Here is an 18,733-nt window from a genome sequence, read left to right on the forward strand (position 1 = left end):
GTTCTTCCCACTCACGCCAAACTCGCTTCGCTCGCTGGCTCCGTGGGGGCCTCGCATCGGCTCGGACGGCTGTTCGCCTTGCGAGCCCCGTGGGGCTCGGGTTTTGTCGCGCGGCAGGCCCGCTTCGCTCGCGCCCGCCGACTGTCCTCGTCAGGATCCGGCCGGGGAAGCGGCTGCCGGCCATCCCCCCCCGCACGGCGCGCGTCAGGCGCACCCGGGCCATTTCCGTTTCCCGCTGGACAGGTTTTCGCAAAGCGCCCGATTGACTGAAATGAAATTTGTTATAACGTGTAACATATCTCAGCAATGCGACGGACGGTCTTAAGCATTGCGGGAGCCAGGGGAGCCGGCATGCGCCGGTCAAAAAAGGAGCTGAAAATGATGAAATCACTGATGAGGGCGACTGCGGCCGGCATTCTTCTGAGTGCTGCCGCCATGGTCCCCGCCCATGCGGAATTCGGCGAGACCCTCGCCGCCGTCAAGGAGCGCGGCGCGCTCGCCTGCACCGGCCACAACGGTTCCTATCTCGGCCTTGCCGAGGTCGACGACAAGGGTAACTGGAAGGGCTTCGACATCGATCTGTGCCGGGCCGTCGCCACGGCGATCTTCGGCGACTACGAGGATCATCTGAAAATCCTGCCGACGAGCTGGGCCCAGCGCTGGCCGGCGATCCAGTCCGGCGAACTGGACGTCATCATCAAGGCGACCGGCTGGACCATGGGCCGCGACACCGAACTCGGCCTGCAGTTCTCCAACATCTACATGATGGCGCCGATCAAGATGCTGGTTCGCAAGGAACTGGGCGCCAAGTCGGTCAAGGACCTGGACGGCGGTTCCGTCTGCGTGCCGGCCGGCACCTCCACCGAGCGCTCCGTCGCCGAATACCTGAAGGCGAACGACGTGACGATGGAGTTCGTCACCACCGAGAAGACCGAAGAGAGCGAGGCCGCCTACCTCTCCGGCCGTTGCGACGTGTTCGCCCAGTGGGACGTGCAGCTCGCCGTGCTGCGCCTCAAGGCCGATGATCCGAGCGCCCATGTCATCCTGCCCGACACCGTCTCCGCCGAGCCGGTGGCCATGGCCGTGCGTCAGGGCGACGACGGCTGGCTCGACATCATGAACTTCACCCTGACGGCGCTGCTGGCGGCCGAGGAAAACGGCATCACCAGTGAGAATGTCGACGAGATGAAGGCCAATCCGCCGACCCCGGTGGTTGGTAAGCTGCTCGGCGCGACGCCCGGCATCGGCACCCGCATGGGCCTTTCCGACGACTGGGCCTACAACGTCATCAAGAAGCTCGGCAACTACGACGAGATGTTCGAGCGCAATCTCGGCCAGGGCTCGCCCTACAAGCTGGAACGCGGCATCAACTCGCTGTGGAGCGACGGCGGCGTTCTGTTCCCGATCCTGGTAGACTGATCAAGGAGGCAGGGCCGGCGATCGCGCCGGCCCTCGCTTTGCAGAGATGACGGCTGCGCACAGAATGAAACGGGACTCGCTCGTCACCCTCCTTGCCTCAAGGCACTTCCAGGCAGTCGTTGCGGCGATCGTCTTCGTCGTGCTCGCGGTGCTGGTCTATGCCGGCCAGCAGGAGCTGATGGCGAAGGGGATCGTCTCCGGCTTCGATTTCCTGTGGCGCAGCACCGGCTGGGATATCGGCTTCTCCCTCATTCCCTATTCGATCAGCGACCCTTACTGGAAGGTGCTGCTGATCGGCCTGATGAACACCCTGTTCCTTGGCTTCGCGGGCCTGGCACTGGCGACCCTCGTCGGCGTCCTCGTCGGCGTTGCGCGGACCTCCCACAACCCGGTCCTCAACGCCATCGGCACGATCTATGTGGAAACGTTCCGCAACGTGCCGCTGATCCTGCAGGCGTTCTTCTGGTACGCCGTCTATACCCACCTGCCGCCGCCGCGAAAGGCCGTCGCCTTTGGCGATATGGTGTTCCTCAGCGCGCGCGGCATCTATCTTCCGGGCTTCAACATTTCCAACGGTGCGATCGCGATCTGTGCCCTCTTTCTGGTCGTGGGCATCGTTGCCGCGCTCTGGCTGATCGCCTCCCGGCGGCTGTCGGGGTGGGCCGAGGCGCGGCGCCTGCCGCTTGCGGGCCTGGCGCTCGTTGTTGCCGGCGTTGCCATCTTCCTCGTCGGCGAGGCCGGGCGGATCGCCGGCCAGCCGGTCGTCAGCATGCCGGAGCTGCGCGGATTGAACATCCGCGGCGGCCTGCGGCTGACGTCGGAATTCGCCGCGCTGCTGACCGCCATGTCGCTCTATGGCGGCGCCTATCTCGGCGAGATCATCCGCGCCGGCTTCCTGTCGATCCCCAAGGGGCAGATCGAGGCGGCAAAGGCGCTCGGCTTCCGGCCCTGGCACATCTTCACGCTGGTGCGGCTGCCGCTCGCCATCCGCGCCATCCTGCCGACGCTCACCAACCAGTATGTCTGGCTGATCAAGGCGACAACGCTCGGCATCGCCGTCGGCTTTTCCGACTTCTTCCTGGTCATTTCGACCTCGATCAACCAGAGCGGCCAGACCGTGGAACTCCTGCTGATCCTGATGGGCGGGTTCCTGCTGATCAACTACACGATCAGCACGGTCATGAACGCCATCAACCGGTCGATCGCGATCAGGGGGCAGGGGACGCGCAAGTGACGAAGATGGCGCGCGAGAGGACCTTTCGACATGGCTGACACCATGCTGCATACGTCCGATGTTTCGATGGGACCGCCCCGGCAGGGCGCGCTGGAGAAGTTCCGCGCCGACTATTTCGGCCGTCCGTCCGACGTCATCCTCACCCTCGGCGGCACCGCGCTCCTCGTCTATATCGGCTGGCATCTGTTCCAATGGGCGATCCTCGATGCGGCGTTCTCGGCCGATGTCGGAGCGAAGGCGTGCGAGGCCAAGGCCGGCGCCTGCTGGTCGGTGATCGCGGCGCGCTGGCGGCTGATGTTCTTCGGCCTCTACCCTTACGAGGAGCACTGGCGCTCCGGGCTCGCCTGCGCCATCGCCATCGGCGTCGGGATTCTGTCCTGCGTGCCCTATTTCTGGACCGCCAGGCGGCTCACTGTGACCTGGGTGCTGGGCTTTGCCGCCTTCGTCGTTTTGATGCGCGGCGGCGTCTTCGGCCTTTCGGAAGTGACGGAAGAGCAGTGGGGCGGGCTGTCGCTGACGATCTTCATCTTTGCCGCCGTCGCGCTCATCGGCATGCCGTTGTCGATCCTGCTCGCCCTGATGCGGCGATCGTCGACGCCCTTCGTCTCCGTGCCCGTCGGGCTCCTCATCGACACGGTGCGCTCGCTGCCGCTGATCACCATCCTCTTCACCGTCGCCGTTGTCGTGCCGATCCTGGTGCCGAGCTGGCTGCAGGGCGAAAAGCTCTACCGGGTGATCGCCGGCATGGCGCTGTTCTTTGCCGCCTACCAGGCCGAGATCATCCGCAGCGGCATCCAATCGCTCTCAAGCGGCCAGGACGAGGCGGGCCGGACGCTCGGGCTGACCTACTGGCAGCGGATGATCTACATCGTCCTTCCCCAGGCGTTCCGCCGCGCCCTGCCGCCGACGATCAACCAGATGGTCATCACCTTCAAGGAGACCTCGCTGATCATCATCGTCGGTCTGTTCGAGTTCCTTGCCTCCGGCAACGCCGCCTACGGGTCGGGCGAATGGGCGTTCGCCTATGTGGAGGTCTACGTCTTCATCGCCTTCGTCTATTTCGTCTTCGTGTTCAGCCTGTCGCGCTACGGCGCCTATCTGGAACGCCGCATGCGCATCGCGCAGCACTGAGTGGGACTTTACGATGCTCGCAACCGGCCCTCACGCCATCAGGGTGGATCGCCTCAACAAGTACTACAACGCCCACCACGCCCTGAAGGACGTCAGCCTGACGGTGGAGAACGGCGAGCGGATCGTCATCTGCGGGCCGTCGGGGTCCGGCAAGTCGACGCTGATCCGCTGCATCAGCCGGCTGGAGGACCACCAGTCGGGCGACATCACCGTGCTCGGCCACCGGATCGGCCATGACGAAGTCAGTGAGGCCCGCATCCACCGCGAGGTCGGCATGGTGTTCCAGCACTTCAACCTGTTCCCGCACATGACGATCCTGGAGAACTGCACGCTGGCGCCGATCCGGGTGCGCAGGATGTCGCGTGCGGATGCCGAGGCGCGGGCCATGACCTTCCTGGAGCGGGTGCATATTCCCGAACAGGCGCACAAATATCCGGGCGAACTTTCCGGCGGTCAGCAGCAGCGGGTGGCGATCGCCCGCTCGCTCTGCATGATGCCGCAGATCATGCTGTTCGACGAGCCGACTTCGGCGCTCGACCCGGAGATGATCGCCGAGGTGCTCGACGTGATGATCGAACTGGCCTCGGACGGGCTGACGATGATCTGCGTCACCCACGAGATGGGCTTTGCCCGCAAGGCGGCCGACCGGGTGATCTTCATGGACCAGGGCGAGATCGTCGAGGAGGCGCCGCCGGAGGTCTTCTTCTCGGCTCCCCGACACCAAAGAACGAAGGATTTTCTCGGGCAGATCTTGTCGCACTGAAGCGTTGCTGTGGACAGTCCTAATGGTAGGGCATCCGTTATATGATATACGACGCAAACGATTTCCCGAGAACGACTTTCCGCGAGGCAAAAACCGGCATGTCATCTACTCTTGAAAGCTTCAGGCCGGTCGAGCGCAAGGAAACGCTCGGGACGCTGGTTCGCGAACAGCTCCGCTCTGCCATTATGGCCGGCCAGTTCATGCCGGGCGAGAAGCTGACCATCCGCGCCGTCGCCAAGGCGCTCGACGTCAGCTTGACGCCGGCCCGCGAGGCGCTGTTCAACCTGGTTGCCGAAGGCGCGCTGGAAACCCAGCCGAACGGCACCGTGTGCGTGCCGGAAATGGACGAGAACCGGCTCATCGAGATCACCAAGATCCGCATCAACCTGGAAGGGCTTGCGGCCCGCGAGGCGGCACCGCGGCTGTCGCCGGAGCTGGTCACCAAGCTTGAGGACACCAACGAAAAGCTGATCGAGGCCGACGAGGCGCGCGACTACACGGCGCTGAGGACCCTCAACTGGCAGTTCCACTTCGCCATTTACGAGGCGGCCGAGATGCCGCTTCTCTCCCGGATGATCGAATCCTGCTGGCTGATGATCGGCTCCTACCTCAACGTTCTCTACCCCGACTACGGCCAGGTGAATGTGGGCATCGACATCCACCGCGAGATCATCAAGGCGGTGAAGGCGCGGGATGCGGAAAAGCTGGAGGCGACCATCGCCCTCGACATCCGCACCGCCGGCGACTGGCTGGCCGAGATGATCCGCAAGCGCGCCGTCAACGGCGCCGACTAAGTCCTGCGGCCCGGCCGGGCCTGCCATCTTTCACCCATCTTGAAGACTGTCTCAGGCCGCCGGGTCGCCTCCCGGCAGCCAGATTGCCCTTGCGGGTTTTTAAAGTTATGTGTTACATGTTATAACAAAATTAGCGCGGAAAAGGCCGGATGAAAAACTCGCCATCGATCGACGAACAAATTGAAATATTTCGAAAAATGCATGTGGTGCGACAGCTTGAGGAAAAGCTCGGCGCCCTGCACAAGGAAGGCAAGACGCGCGGTCCGATCCATCGCTGCGACGGCCAGGAGGCGATCGGCGTTGCCGCCACCGCGATGCTCGACGACACCGACTATGTGATGAGCACGCACCGGGGCCACGCCCACTACATCGGCAAGGGGCTCGACGTCTATCCGGTGGTGGCCGAGATTTTTGGGCGGACGACCGGGAGCTGCGCGGGCCGGGCCGGCCACATGCTGGTCGCCGATGCCTCCAAGGGCATGATCGGCGGCAACGCCATCGTCGGTGCCAGCATTCCGGCGGCCACGGGCGCGGCGCTCTCCAACCAGGTGCTCGGCCGCGATGCGGTCTCCATGTGCATCTTCGGCGACGGCGCCGCGCAGACCGGCATCTGCCACGAGGCGATGAACATGGCCGCGCTCTGGAAGCTGCCGATCGTCTTCGTGCTGGAGCACAACCAGTTCGGCCTCACGGTCGACACCGACATGCAGTCGCCGATCGACGATCTCAGCATCCGGGCTGCCGGCTACGGCATGCCGTCGGAAATCGTCGACGGCAACGATCCGGTCGCCGTCTACCGGGCGGTCGGGGCCATGGTGGAACGGGCGCGGCGCGGCGAGGGGCCGGGCATGGTCGAGGCCAAGACCTATCGCCTGGAAGGCTTTTCCACCTCCGACATGGGCGGCTACCAGAAGGACGAGGATATTGCGGCCTGGAAGGCGCGCGACCCGTTGAAGGTCGCCTTCGATCAGCTCAAGGCCGAAATCGGCGAGGACAAGCTGAAGACCATCGAGGCGGAGGCCGTCGCCGAGGTCGAGGCAGCCTTTGACAAGGCGCTCTCCGATCCGTTCCCCGAATTCGAACTCTTCAATGCCAGCGCGGCATACAGCGAGGTTGTGTAATGGCGTTGATGCGGTATGCCGAGGCGCTGAATGCGGCGCTGCGCGAGGAAATGACGCGCGATCCGTCGGTCTTCCTGTTCGGTGAGGACATTGGCCGCTATGGCGGCGTCTTCAAGGTGACGCGCGGCCTGCAGGAGGAGTTCGGCTTCAACCGGGTGCGCGATACGCCGATCTCCGAACAGGCGATGACGGCGATGGCGGTGACCGCGGCGATGACCGGCACGCGGCCCGTGCTTGAGATCATGTATGCGGACTTCATGCCGCTGACGCTCGACGCGCTCGTCAACCAGGCCTCGATCTACGAATATATCTGGAACGGCCAGGTGAAGATGCCCTTCGTCCTGCGCACGCAAGGCGGCGGCGGCGCCGGGGCGGCGGCCCAGCACTCCAAGTCGCTCGATTCCATGGTCGCGCATATCCCCGGTATCAAGGTGGTCGCGCCGTCGACCCCGGCCGACGCCAAGGGACTCCTGAAATCGGCGATCCGCGACGACCAGCCTGTGGTCTTCCTGGAGCACAAGCTGCTCTACAACATGCGCGGCGAGGTGCCGGAGGGCGACGACGTTCTGGTGCCGCTCGGCGCAGCATCGGTCACGCGCGAGGGTACGGACGTCTCCATCTTTGCGACCTCGCGTATGGTGCATGAGAGCCTGAAGGCCGCCGATGCCCTCGCCGAGAGAGGCATTTCGGCGGAGGTTGTCGACTTGCGCTCTTTGAAGCCGCTCGACCTCAACGCCATCAAGAAATCCATCGCCAAGACCAACAACGCCGTTGTCGTCAACGAGGGCTGGAATTTCTGCGGCTACGCGGCGGAGATCTCGGCGACGATCATGGATTTCTGTTTCGACGATCTCGATGCACCGGTGGCGCGGGTGACGATGCCCGACATGCCGATCCCCTACAGCGAGCCGCTGGAAATGGCGGTGCTTCCCAACGCGGAAAAGATCGTCGCCGCGTCGCTGCAAACGCTCGCCTGAGGAGGGGACAATGACCCATCCGATCACGCTGGAAAGCGCCGGCGGCGAATATATGGAAAGCGTCGTCGTCGTCGAATGGACGAAGAAGCCGGGCGAGGCGGTCGCTGAGGGCGAGGTCGTCGTCGTCGTGGAAACCGCCAAGGCGGCCTCCGAAATCCCGGCGCCGCATTCCGGCTATCTGCAGGAAATCCTGTTCCAGCCGGGGGAGGAGGCCGATATCGGCTCCGTCCTCGGCCGCATCGGCGACGAGCCGTCAGCGAGTGCGTCGGCGCCTGCCGAGAGCGCCGCACCGGCGCCGAAGGCTGCTGACGACACGCCGGCGCCGGCGGCTCCGTCTGCCGCCAAGGGCGGCGCGCGGGTGGTCGCCACGCCGCTCGCCCGGCGGGTTGCCAGGGAGCGCGGGATCGATCTCCACGACCTCCGCGGCACCGGGCCGCGCGGGCGCATCAAGCTGCGGGATGTCGAGGCTGCCAAGGCTGCGCCGAAGCCGGCTGCGGCTGCGCCTCAGGAAAGCGCAGGACCGATCCGCGATGCCGTTCCGGTTGTCTTCCTGCACGGTTTTGGGGCCGACAAGACGGCGTGGAGCCGGGTCGTGCCGCTCATCGACCGTGCCGTCACGCCGATCCTCATCGATCTGCCGGGGCATGGCGCGTCCGATGTCGGTGCGATCGCCCGGTTCGACGACGTGGTCGAGGCCGTCGCAGCCGAGCTTGACGACAAAGGCATTACAGCAGCCCATCTCGTCGGCCATTCGCTCGGCGGCGGCGTCGCGCTGGCGCTGTGCGGATTGGGGCGGATCGCGGTCCATTCCCTCTGCCTGATCGCGCCGGCCGGCCTCGGCCCGGAGATCAATGGCGGCTTCCTCGACGGCATGGCCAATGCCCGGAGCGCGGAGACGCTGGAGCCCTGGCTCGACGCCATGACGGGAGACGACTTCGCCCTGCAGAGCGGCTATGCGCGCACGGTATTGCGCCAGTGGCAGGCAAGGGATACGCAAAAGACCCTAGCCGAGATGGCCGAAGGTCTTTTCCCGGGGAATACGCAATCGATGCGGCTTGTGTCCGTCCTTGCCGACCTGGCGATCCCGGCAAAGGTGCTTTGGGGGCTCGACGACCGGATCATCCCGTCCGCCCACGCCTTTTCGGCATCGGCCGGTGTCGGCCTCCATCTCATGAAGGGAGCGGGGCACGTGCCGCACATGGAACAGCCGGCGCTGACGGCGCGGCTCATCAACGAGCTGGCGCGGGCCGGATAGGAGGCTCTTTGGCTGAGAAGGTTCTGCTTGTCGGTTGCGGCAATATGGGGTTCGCGATGCTGCAAGGCTGGCTCGCGCTCCAGCCGTCGCCGCAAATCACCGTCGTCGAGCCGGCCGCCGCCTTGCGCGCGCGGATCTCCGACCTGGCGGTGTCCGCGCTCGCCTCGGCGGAGGACCTTGCCGCCGACTACTGTCCGGACATCGTCGTCCTTGCCGTCAAGCCGCAGATGTTTGCCGATGTGCTTCCGGCCTATGCCCGGTTCGCCGGGCCGTCGAGGCTGTTCGTGTCCATCGCAGCGGGGGTTACCACGGCGACCATTGCCGGCCTCACCGCAGCCGATGCGGCCATCGTGCGCTGCATGCCGAACACGCCGGCCGCGATCGGCCATGGCGTCATGGCGCTCTTTGCCAACGATCATGTGACGGCCGGCCAGTCCGAGGCGGCCGCGACCCTCCTTGCCGCCTGCGGCACGGTCGTTCGCATCGACAACGAGGCTCTGATGGACGCCGTCACGGCGGTCTCCGGGTCGGGACCCGCCTATGTCTTCCATTTCATCGAGGCGCTTTCTGAGGCCGCGCGCCAGGTCGGCCTGCCGGAAGACCTGGCGGACCTGATGGCGATCAAGACCGTTGAGGGTGCTGCCCGGCTTGCCGGGAGTGGCGACGACGACCCGGCAACGTTGCGGCAGAAGGTGACCAGCCCCGGCGGCACCACGGCCGCAGCGCTCGGCGTGCTGATGCGCGACGACGCGCTCTCAAAGCTCGTCGGCGATGCCGTCGAAGCTGCCCGCGACCGCTCCATAGAGCTCGGAAAATCCGAGTGAACAGTCCCGGTGCGGCTGGCGGGCCGGACACTTCTCACAGCATAAAAACAATCTCTCCCCCGGCCGGCACCAATATCGTCGCCGGGGTGCTTCTCCTCGTCCTGGCGACCATCATTTTTGCCTGCCAGGACGCCATCACCAAGCACCTGGTGGCGTCGTATCCGGTGACCTTCATCCTGGTCATCCGCTACTGGTTCTTCGGCGCCTTCGGCCTTGGCCTCGCCGCACGCCAGCCCGGCCTGCACATCGCCTTCAAGAGCCGCCGCCCGCTGTTGCAGGTGGCGCGCGGGGTGCTGCTGGTGCTCGAAATCGGCCTGATGGCGCTGGCCTACCGCACGCTCGGCCTTGCCGAGACCATGACGCTGTTCATGTGCTACCCGCTGATGGCGACGGCGCTTGCCGCCGTGCTCCTTCGCGAGCCGGTCGGCTGGCGGCGCTGGGTGTCGGTCGCTATCGGCTTTGTCGGTATCGTCATCATCCTGAGGCCGGGCGCGGGCGTCATCGATATCGGCGCGGTCTATACGCTGATCGCGGCGCTGATCTATGCGGTCTACCAGATCCTCACCCGGCTCTGCGGCAATGACGACACGCCCTCGACCTCGTTCCTCTATGTCAGCATGGTCGGGGCGGTGATGATGACGGTGGTCGCGCCGTTCGCCTGGACCTCCATCACGTTTACGGACGGCGCCTGGCTGGGGCTGCTCTGCGCCATGTCCATGACCGGACATTATTCGCTGATCCGCGCCCTCAGCATCGCGCCGGCAGGCCTCCTGCAGCCTTTCAATTACCTGCAGCTCGTCTGGGCCGTCATCGTCGGCTGGATCGTCTTTCGCGACATGCCCGATGCCTGGGCCTTTGCCGGCGGCGCGCTGATCGTCGGCAGCGGCCTGTTCGTTGCCTATCGCGAGCGGGTGCGGGCACGCGCCGCGGCACGGGCCTGACCCCGCAAATCGCCGATGGTCGCCGCCACGAGGCTCTTGTAATTTGATATAACATATTTCATAGTTCGGAAAATACGAACGCAAGGCAGGTGGACATGCAGCAAAAACGGAAATCGGTACTCATCACCGGCGCGGGCAGCGGCATCGGCCGCGCGGCGGCCCTGCGCTTCAACGCCGAGGGCTATGGCGTCTGCCTGTTCGACATCAAAGAGGCTGCCATCAAGGAGGTCGCGGCCGAGCTGAACCCCGGCGTCGGCTCGTTGTGCCTGACCGGCTCGGTCACCGAGCTTTCCGACATGACCGATGCGGTCGCGGCCACCAGGGACATGTTCGGCACGCTCGACTGCATCGTCACGTCGGCCGGCGTCGTCAAGGTGGAGCCGGCGGTCGATGCCGATCCGGACTTCTTCCGCAAGACGATGGAAATCAACGTCATGGGCACCTGGTTCACCGCCCAGGCGGCGGGCCGTGTGATGATCGAGCAGGGCTTTGGGGCCATCGTCATGATCGGCTCGGTCTATGGGTCCGGCGGCGCGCCGCAGCGCACGGCCTATTGCGCCTCCAAGGGCGCGGTCCACAACCTGGTGCGCAGCCTTGCCGTGGAATGGGGCCCGTCCGGCGTTCGCGTCAACGCCGTCGCGCCGACCGGCGTGCGCACGCCGATGGTGCAGGACCTCATCGACCGCGGCATCTACGACCTTGCCGGCGTCGAGGGACGGGCGCCGCTCCGCCGCCTCGCCGAGCCGGAAGAGGTGGCCGCCGCCTGCTATTTCCTCGCCAGCGACGAGGCCCGCATGACCACCGGCACCATCCTTCCCGTCGACGGCGGCTGGATCGCCAATGGCTACACGCTGGGCAAGCGCGACTGATGGGTGGCGAACCGGATATCCTGGTCTTCAAGGTCGAGGGCATCGAGCGGGAGATCCTGCTCGACGGCTCTAAATGCCCGGCAACGCTCGCCAAGGTGAAGGCGGCGCTGCCCGCGGCCGTGGACATCCACTGCGCCAAGATCGCCGGCAGCCACATCATGTGGCCGGTGCCGTTCGTCGAAGCGGTGGAGAACGCCTCCGACGTGCTCGACATGCCGGCCGGCTCGTTCTTTTTCTGGCCGGAGCGCCAGTATCTGGAAATCACCTACGACGCGCTGCAGGCGGAAACGGCCGCGGTCAACTATCTCGGCCGGCTGCGCGGCGACGTCGCCTGGCTGCGCGACTATGCCGACCGCCAGCGCCAGGGGCAGGGGACGGCGGTCTTTACGGCCGAAGTCTATCTCAAGGACGCGCCGGCCGATGCGGCACCCGGGCCGGACGAAGCCGACGACGGCGGCGCCCTTGCCGGCGTCCGCGCCGCGCGCCGGGCCGTCTGGGCGGCCCAGCCGTCGGACGTTGCCGGATTGCTGGGCCGCCGCGGCCTCAACATCCCCTTCGGTCCGCTCTCCATGGCCGAAGGCGAATTGCGCAAGCTGCACGAGCTGCTGTGGCGGCTGTGGAATGCGGGCGGTGAAATCATCGATACCGAAAAGATGGCGATCGCGCGCTTTGCAACGCATGCGGCCATCACCCGCGTCGGCGGCTTCTGCCACATGGGCGAGACCGCCGCGGTGCTGGAAAAGCTCATCGTCGCGCTCGGCGACGGCACCGCTTCGCTCGACGACGTCCTCGTCGAAGGCATTCTCTACAGCGGCCGGATGGCCGCCTGGCTCGATCTCTACATCCAATGGTGGCCGATCAACGAATTGACGTTGAAAACGCTTGAAGCCACCGACAACGCACCTCGAAAGGCATGACAATGACCGCAAAACGCCAGAACATCTCGTCCGGATCGAAATTCGAGGAAGCCTTCGGCTATTCGCGCGCGGTCAAGGTCGGCGAGACGGTCTATATCTCCGGCACCATCGGCATGAATTTCGCCACCGGCGAGGTCTCCGCCGATCCGGTCGAGCAGCTCCGCCAGGTCATCAGGAACATCGAGCCGGCGCTGAAAGAAGCCGGCAGCAGCCTCAAGGACGTGGTCCAGATCACGACCTATGTGACGGCGCCGGAGGTGTTCCAGGCGATCGGTCCGGAACTTGGCAAGATTTTTGGGGACATCCGCCCGACCAACGCTGCGCTCGTCGTCGCATTCCCGGTGCCGGACGTAACGGTCGAGATCTCTGCGACCGCCGTCATCGGCTGCGGAAGCTAAAACCCATGGCCGACGCAGAAACGATCACCCACGGCAACCTCGTCTACCGGATCATCCCGCTGGACACGACGCTTGCCGTTGCCGAGGAGCTTCGGACGTCGGGCAAGAAGTGGCATTCCCATGTCCTCTCGCCCGGCTGCCTGCACAATCCGAAGCCCGAGCAGTACGGCCTCGTCATCGAGGACGACAGCGAGGACATCACCTATCTCGCCCACTCTGTCGGCTTTCCGGAGGAGGACAAGGTGCTGGTGAAGATCCTGCACGGCGACGATATCCTCGATGCCTCCAAATCGGGCGGCGACAGCGCGGCCGTCGCGGCCTCGACCCTTTTGCCGAAGGTGCGCGAGATCGATGCGTCCGGCGCGGCGTGGCACCACCACATGCATTTCCCGACCTGCAGCTTCAATCCGCATCGCGGCAAATGGGCGATCTCGGTGGAGGACGGCAAGGGCGGCGTCTTTTCGGAGACCTATGACGAGGAGCCCGTCGACGTCCTGCGTGAGATCGAGGTGATCTATTTCCGGCACCTCGACGCCAAAACCAAAGACGGATAAACGGCATAACAAGAGCGGCGTCTGAGAACGCTGCCTTTTAAAAAACGCAGATAAAAATGTCCTCCAGCATGCGCTGGTCCGACCGGCGGTCGGGCCGGCACTTTTTCAGGAAGGGTTCGGGTCATGGGAACTGCCCTCGACCGCATCGATGTGAAAATGCAAGGGGTCCTGTGGGCCGGGACCGCCAAGGAAAAGCCGTTTTCCAGCACGCCGCTTGAAGCCGACAAGGACGTCGACCTCGTCGTCGTCGGGGCCGGGTTCGCGGGCCTGTCGATCGCGCTCCATGCGGCCAAGGCCGGGCTCTCCGTCGTCGTTCTGGAGGCCGGCATCGTCGGCGTCGGCGCCTCCGGGCGCACCGGCGGCTATGCGGTTCCGCATTTCCCCGGCGCGAAAAAGCCGAGCGACGTGGAAAAGCTCCTCGGCAAGAAAAAAGCCGACAAGCTGATTTCGCTGGTTGCCGGCGGGCCGACCTGGATGTTCGATCAGATCGACCAGTACCAGATCGCCTGCGACCCGCTCAAAAAGGGCTGGGCGCAGCCGGCGCATTCGGACAAGGCGCTCGCCAAGATCAAGGCCGTCTACGGGGAATGGAAGGCGCTCGGACTGGACGTGGAGTGGATCGACGGCCCGGACGTCAAATCGACCCTCGGCGCCTCCGGCTATCTCGGCGCCTGGCGCAATCCCACCGGCGGCGCGGTGCAGCCCTTCGCGCTCTGCCTCGGCCTTGCCCGCGCGGCAACCCAGGAAGGCGCGGTCATCCACGAGATGAGCCCGGTCTCCCGTGTCCGGCATCAGGACGGCAAGGCGACGGTCCAGTGCAACGGCCACGTTGTGACGGCGAAAAAAATCGTCATCGCCACCAACGGCTACACCGACCCGCTGACGCCGAACCTGGAAAAGTCCGGCATTGCCGTCAGGCTCTTCCATTGCGCCACGGAACCGTTGTCCCAGGAGGTGCTCGACACCATCCTGCCGCAGCGCACCTGCTTTACGGACCTGCGCAAATCCGGCGGCTTCTGCCGCTGCGATCCGGACGGGCGGATCATCTCCGGCGGCGCGGTGTTCTCCGTGCCGGGCGCGGAGGGCTACGGCCTCGGCCATGCGCGCAAGCGTATGTACACCCTGTTCCCGGAGCTGGAACAGGTGAACCCGAAGATCGAGACCTATTGGGAAGGCTACTGCTCGATCACCGACAGCTACCTGCCGTCGTGCCAGGTCGTCGACAAGGACATCTTCTCGCTGATCGGCTTTTCCACCCGCGGCGTCGCGCTGGCCCAGACCATGGGCAAGATCGTCGGCGAGTTCGCGGCCGATAAATGCGGGCTCGACGACATTCCGCTTGAGGTCGTGGAGGGCACCCGCAGCATCTCCATGCACGGCGTCAAGGAGCGGGTCGGCCGGCTGATCTTCCCGTACTACCAGGCGATGGACCGCTTCGGCCTGTCCTGAGGCGGCTACCGCGACTGGTGATACACCGACGCCCGATTGCAGGGCGTCGGACGCCCTTGTCATACTTTCGTATTGCCCGGTGTGACATCCGGCCCTACATCTGCGGTGCTGATTTCGGCCCGCGGCGGGCCACCGCTATGGAACCCTCTCGATGGATGCCCGCGTCCCGAGTTCTTCGAACGATCCCGGTCTCGACGAGACATCCCGGCTGGCCCTGCTCGCCGAGCTGGTGCTGTCCTCGGAGGACTGGCTGCTTCAGCGCATGTACCGGCATTTCCGGGAACAGGGCTATGCGGCCTACAGCTCGACCCTGACGGAGGCCTGGCGCACCGCCGTGCGCGGCGTCTCGCAGACGATCGTCAATGCCCTTGCGCGCTACGATGCACCGCCGGACCTGCCGGCCGAGCTCGACTACATCCGGGATTCGGTAGCCCAGTACGGCGTCGACAAGGCCGGCGCCCACCGTGCCCGCGGCGTGCCGCTGGTGATGTATCTCGGCGGCCTCAAATACTACCGCCAGACCTATGTGGACCTGGTTGAGGAATCCGGCCTCGACGAGGCGGCGGTCCATGTCTGCCGGCAATTCGTCCACCGGGTGTTCGACCGCATCGAACTCGGCCTTTGCGGCGAATGGTTCGGCCTTGCCGAGACCGACCGCTTGCGCGAATTCCAGCAGCGCAATGCCGAGCTCACCCGCGAAAAGCTCAAATACCTGACGATCTTCGAGAGCCTGCGCGATCCGGTCATCCTGCTCGACCGCAGCGGCCGGATCGAGAACATGAACAACGCGGCCTGCGAGATATTCGGCATCGGCGCGACGCCGGGGACGGTCTACTACGGCGAAGCGAACCTGGCGCATCTGACCGCCGGCCTCGGCGACCTGTTGTCGGTGGAGGATGCCGGCACCGACGTGGAACGCACGCTGCAGACCCGCCACGGGCCGCGCCGGTTCAGCGTCAAGCGGCGGCCGATGCTCGACATCTCCGAATCCTTCCTCGGCGCGGTCGTCATCCTCACCGACATCACCGACTATCGCGGCGCGCTGGACGCGGCCGAGCGGGCAAATTCGGCCAAATCCGAATTCGTCGCCGCCGTCAGCCACGAGCTGAAGACGCCGATCCACGGCATTCTCGGGATGGCCGAGCTGCTTCAGTCGTCGACGCTGAGCCGCGGCCAGCACAGCCAGATCGAGGCGATCTCGGCCTCCGGCGAGGCGTTGCTGTCGCTGCTCAACGACGTCCTCGACCTTTCCAAGATCGAGGCCGGCCGGCTGGAACTGGAGGCGATCGACTTCGACCTCGACCACCTGCTCGACGGCACCAGGGCGTTGATGCAGCATCAGGCCTTCCGCAAGGGCCTCGATTTCACCATCCGCCAGGGCAGGGGCGTGCCGAAACGGCTGCGCGGCGACCCGGCCAAGCTCGGCCAGGTGCTGCTCAATCTCGTCGGCAACGCCATCAAGTTCACCGACGAAGGCCACGTGTCGCTGCAGGTGAGCGCGCGCAAGGCGGAGAAGGCAGGCGCGGCGCGGCTGCGCTTCGTCGTGGAGGACACCGGCATCGGCGTCTCACAGGCGGCGCGCGATCGCCTGTTCCAGCCATTCTCGCAAGGGGATCTCTCGATCTCGCGGCGCTATGGCGGCACCGGCCTCGGCCTCGTCATCTCCAAGCGCATCGTCGAGGCTTTCGGCGGCACGGTCGGCCTCGATTCGGTCGAAGGCAAGGGCAGTGCCTTCTGGTTCGAGATCGAGCTGCCGCGGGCAAGCAGCCGGGCGGTGTCAAGAATGTCCGACAAGCAGGCCTCGTTGCCGGCGCTGTCGATCCTTGCGGCCGAGGACAACGACGTCAACGCCATGGTGCTGACGGGGTTCCTGGAGCTCGAGGGACACAAGGTGACGCGGGTGCGCGACGGCGCGGCGGCGGTCGCTGCGGCCGCCAATGCCGATTTCGACGTCATTCTCATGGACCTTCGCATGCCGGGCATGGACGGGGCGGAGGCGGCCCGCCGGATCCGCGCCCTCGACGATGCGCGCCGCTCGGCGGTGCCGATCCTGGCGGTCACCGCCAACACCCAGCGCGCGCGGCTGGCGGAATGCCTTGCCGCCGGCATGGACGGCTATGTGGGCAAGCCCTACCGGCGCGAGGAACTCGGCGTGGCCCTGCGCGGTATCGTGCCCGCCGGCCGGCCCGAGGAAGACGCCGGCGTGCTGATCGATGACGCCGTGCTCACAGACCACGCCGGCCTGCTCGGATGTGACCTCGTCGAGGAGATCATCGAGGCGGTGCGGGACTCGACCGAAATGCTGGTCGCCGATATCCGCAAGGCCGCAGACGCGGGAGACCGCGTTCGCGTCGGCGACAAGGCCCATGCGCTGAAGAGCGCGGCGGCCAATGTCGGGCTGACGGCGCTTGCGGAAATGGCGGCAACGCTCGAGGCGACCGCCCAGAACGGCGGCGACCTGATCATGGTCGCGACGCTCGACGCGGCACGGGCCAAGGCGCTTTGCGCGCTCGATGTCGTCTGGGAACGGCTCTGCAAGAAGCGGTAGGGACGTCGCGGGCGGCGGTCGCCCTTACGTGACGTTGGCGGCGAACCGGTAGCCGACCCCATGTTCGGTCAGTACGATTCGCGGATCGTTCGGGTCGCATTCGATCTTCCGGCGCAACCGGCCGACCAGAACGTCGACGCTGCGGTCGTTCGGCGCCCATTCCCGATGGCTGACGCCGCCCAAAAGGGCGTCGCGGGTCATCACCGTCTGCGGATTGTGGACGAACGCCGCCAACAGCTCGAATTCGGCGCGGGTCAGCTTGACCTCGCAGCCATTCGGCCTTCTCAGGCGACGCTGCCCGAAATTGATGCACCAGCCGTCGAAATGCCGGACCTCTTCCTGCGCGGAAGGCGGCGCCGGCGCCCTGGTGCGGCGCAGCACCGTGCGTGCCCGGGCGAGCAGGTCGCGCGGATTGTACGGCTTGGTGACGTAGTGGTCGGCGCCGGTCTCCAGGCCGATGATCTGGTCGACCTCGTCGGCCTGGCTGGTGACGATGATGATGCCGACGTCGGAGCGGTCGCGAATCTCGCGCGTCAGGGTCAGCCCGTCCTTGCCCGGCAGGCGGACGTCGAGAAGCACCAGGTCGACCGTGTCGCGGGCAAAGACGGCCCACATCTGGTCGCCGCTCTCGGCCGTGCTGACCCGGAACCCCTCCTTGGAGAAGTAGGCGGAGAGCATCGTTCTCGTGGAGAGTTCGTCTTCGACGATCAGGACATGCTGGCGCTCGTCCACGGGTTGTCCCCTCGCTGCATTTGTTACACCCCTGTTACATATTATTACGGTTCGTTCAAGCGTGGCAGGAAACTCGTTTACATCCGATTCCTATGTCGGTGACCAACGGTCTCAAAGACCGATTCAACGATCCAAAAAAGGCCTCCACATGCCTACCGAAAGCCTCGACAAACCTGCCGCGGCAGTTCCCGATCCGGCGTTCTACCAATGGCTTGCCGGCCTGTTCATCCGCGAGCAGACCGCAGAGACCCTTGGCGTCCTGAAGGCGCCGGAGACCCGCCGGGAGTTTCACGACCTGGCCGGCGAGGACGTGCTTCGCGGCCGCCTCGACCGCCTGCTCGACGTCGCCGCCAATCCGGCCGATCCGGAAGACCAGGTGCTCGATCTGGCATCCGCCTATGCCCTGTTGTTCCTCGGTGTCGGCGGGTCGCGCGAGGGCGTGCCACCCTACGAATCCGTCTATACCGGGCCCGATGGCCGCCTCTATCAGGAAGCGACCGCCGAAATGGAAACGCTCCTGAAGGACCAGGGGCTGTGGCTTGCCGACCGGCGCGAGCCGGCCGACCACATCGCCGTGGAGCTTGAGCTGCTCGCCCAGTTGACCGCTCGGGCGGCGGACGATGCCGGTGCGGCGGCGCGCCGGCGCACCCTGCTTGCCGACCATCTCCTGGTCTGGGCCTGGGAGTTCTGCGACCTCTGCCGCGACCGCGACCGCAGCGGCTTTTACGCCGCCGCCGCGGAAGTGCTGCGCGCGCTGCTCGAGGCGGAAGAACGGGCCCTCAAGGCGCTCTGAAGCAAGGCCCGGCG

18 protein-coding genes are annotated in these 18,733 nt (G+C 65.6%); 17 read left to right on the forward strand and 1 reads right to left on the reverse strand.

Annotated elements, in window-relative coordinates; translation table 11 throughout:
* Window positions 1-378: 378 nt before the first annotated feature.
* The 16 genes from CH339_RS03020 (at window position 379) to CH339_RS03095 (ending at window position 17,194) form a co-directional block, all read left to right on the forward strand.
* Window positions 379-1,419: an amino acid ABC transporter substrate-binding protein gene (locus tag CH339_RS03020; RefSeq protein WP_244668992.1), complete on the forward strand. Its 1,041-nt coding sequence runs from the start codon at window positions 379-381 to the stop codon at window positions 1,417-1,419.
* A gap of 64 nt (window positions 1,420-1,483) precedes the next feature.
* Window positions 1,484-2,653 carry an amino acid ABC transporter permease gene (locus tag CH339_RS03025; RefSeq protein ID WP_111432808.1) on the forward strand — a complete coding sequence of 390 codons (1,170 nt, stop codon included), beginning with the start codon at window positions 1,484-1,486 and terminating at the stop codon, window positions 2,651-2,653.
* Between the two features lie 30 nt (window positions 2,654-2,683).
* A complete protein-coding gene (locus tag CH339_RS03030; protein WP_244668993.1) occupies window positions 2,684-3,784 on the forward strand; it encodes an amino acid ABC transporter permease in 1,101 nt (366 codons plus the stop codon).
* Window positions 3,750-4,547, forward strand: a complete 798-nt coding sequence (locus CH339_RS03035; protein ID WP_420825906.1) for an amino acid ABC transporter ATP-binding protein — start codon at window positions 3,750-3,752, stop codon at window positions 4,545-4,547. Before CH339_RS03030 ends, CH339_RS03035 begins: the two co-directional genes overlap by 35 nt.
* Before the next feature lie 98 nt (window positions 4,548-4,645).
* Window positions 4,646-5,341 carry a GntR family transcriptional regulator gene (locus tag CH339_RS03040; protein WP_170138381.1) on the forward strand — a complete coding sequence of 232 codons (696 nt, stop codon included), beginning with the start codon at window positions 4,646-4,648 and terminating at the stop codon, window positions 5,339-5,341.
* Between the two features lie 197 nt (window positions 5,342-5,538).
* Window positions 5,539-6,462, forward strand: a complete 924-nt coding sequence (locus tag CH339_RS03045; RefSeq protein ID WP_170138382.1) for a thiamine pyrophosphate-dependent dehydrogenase E1 component subunit alpha — start codon at window positions 5,539-5,541, stop codon at window positions 6,460-6,462.
* On the forward strand, window positions 6,462-7,439 hold the full coding sequence (locus CH339_RS03050; protein WP_111432812.1) for an alpha-ketoacid dehydrogenase subunit beta: 978 nt from the start codon (window positions 6,462-6,464) through the stop codon (window positions 7,437-7,439). The genes CH339_RS03045 and CH339_RS03050 overlap by 1 nt, the downstream gene beginning before the upstream one ends.
* A gap of 10 nt (window positions 7,440-7,449) precedes the next feature.
* Entirely contained in the window at window positions 7,450-8,694 is a 1,245-nt protein-coding gene (locus CH339_RS03055; RefSeq protein WP_111432813.1) for an acetoin dehydrogenase dihydrolipoyllysine-residue acetyltransferase subunit, read from the forward strand.
* An 8-nt stretch (window positions 8,695-8,702) separates the two neighbouring features.
* Window positions 8,703-9,518 (forward strand): pyrroline-5-carboxylate reductase, encoded by an 816-nt coding sequence (gene proC, locus CH339_RS03060; protein ID WP_111432814.1) that lies wholly within the window; start codon window positions 8,703-8,705, stop codon window positions 9,516-9,518.
* Window positions 9,515-10,459: a DMT family transporter gene (locus CH339_RS03065; RefSeq protein ID WP_111432815.1), complete on the forward strand. Its 945-nt coding sequence runs from the start codon at window positions 9,515-9,517 to the stop codon at window positions 10,457-10,459. Before proC ends, CH339_RS03065 begins: the two co-directional genes overlap by 4 nt.
* Window positions 10,460-10,554: 95 nt before the next feature.
* Window positions 10,555-11,328, forward strand: coding sequence for an SDR family NAD(P)-dependent oxidoreductase (locus CH339_RS03070; protein ID WP_146610103.1), 774 nt, complete (start codon window positions 10,555-10,557; stop codon window positions 11,326-11,328).
* Window positions 11,328-12,245, forward strand: coding sequence for a hypothetical protein (locus tag CH339_RS03075; RefSeq protein WP_111432817.1), 918 nt, complete (start codon window positions 11,328-11,330; stop codon window positions 12,243-12,245). Before CH339_RS03070 ends, CH339_RS03075 begins: the two co-directional genes overlap by 1 nt.
* A 2-nt stretch (window positions 12,246-12,247) precedes the next feature.
* Window positions 12,248-12,643 carry a RidA family protein gene (locus CH339_RS03080; protein ID WP_111432818.1) on the forward strand — a complete coding sequence of 132 codons (396 nt, stop codon included), beginning with the start codon at window positions 12,248-12,250 and terminating at the stop codon, window positions 12,641-12,643.
* 5 nt (window positions 12,644-12,648) lie between these two features.
* Window positions 12,649-13,197: a hypothetical protein gene (locus CH339_RS03085; protein WP_111432819.1), complete on the forward strand. Its 549-nt coding sequence runs from the start codon at window positions 12,649-12,651 to the stop codon at window positions 13,195-13,197.
* A 123-nt stretch (window positions 13,198-13,320) separates the two neighbouring features.
* On the forward strand, window positions 13,321-14,646 hold the full coding sequence (locus CH339_RS03090) for an NAD(P)/FAD-dependent oxidoreductase (protein ID WP_111432820.1): 1,326 nt from the start codon (window positions 13,321-13,323) through the stop codon (window positions 14,644-14,646).
* Between the two features lie 151 nt (window positions 14,647-14,797).
* The gene (locus CH339_RS03095; protein WP_111432821.1) at window positions 14,798-17,194 is read left to right on the forward strand and encodes an ATP-binding protein; all 2,397 of its coding nucleotides are present in this window, start codon (window positions 14,798-14,800) and stop codon (window positions 17,192-17,194) included.
* A gap of 24 nt (window positions 17,195-17,218) precedes the next feature.
* Here CH339_RS03095 and CH339_RS03100 read toward each other — a convergent pair whose 3' ends face one another.
* Complete coding sequence (locus CH339_RS03100; protein ID WP_111432822.1) at window positions 17,219-17,926, reverse strand: response regulator; 708 nt, start codon at window positions 17,924-17,926, stop codon at window positions 17,219-17,221.
* 148 nt (window positions 17,927-18,074) lie between these two features.
* Between CH339_RS03100 and CH339_RS03105 the strand changes: the two genes are divergently transcribed.
* Window positions 18,075-18,719, forward strand: coding sequence for a TorD/DmsD family molecular chaperone (locus CH339_RS03105; protein ID WP_111432823.1), 645 nt, complete (start codon window positions 18,075-18,077; stop codon window positions 18,717-18,719).
* Window positions 18,720-18,733: the final 14 nt, after the last annotated feature.

Origin of the sequence: Rhodobium orientis (assembly GCF_003258835.1) — a bacterium.
Taxonomy (GTDB): domain Bacteria; phylum Pseudomonadota; class Alphaproteobacteria; order Rhizobiales; family Rhodobiaceae; genus Rhodobium; species Rhodobium orientis.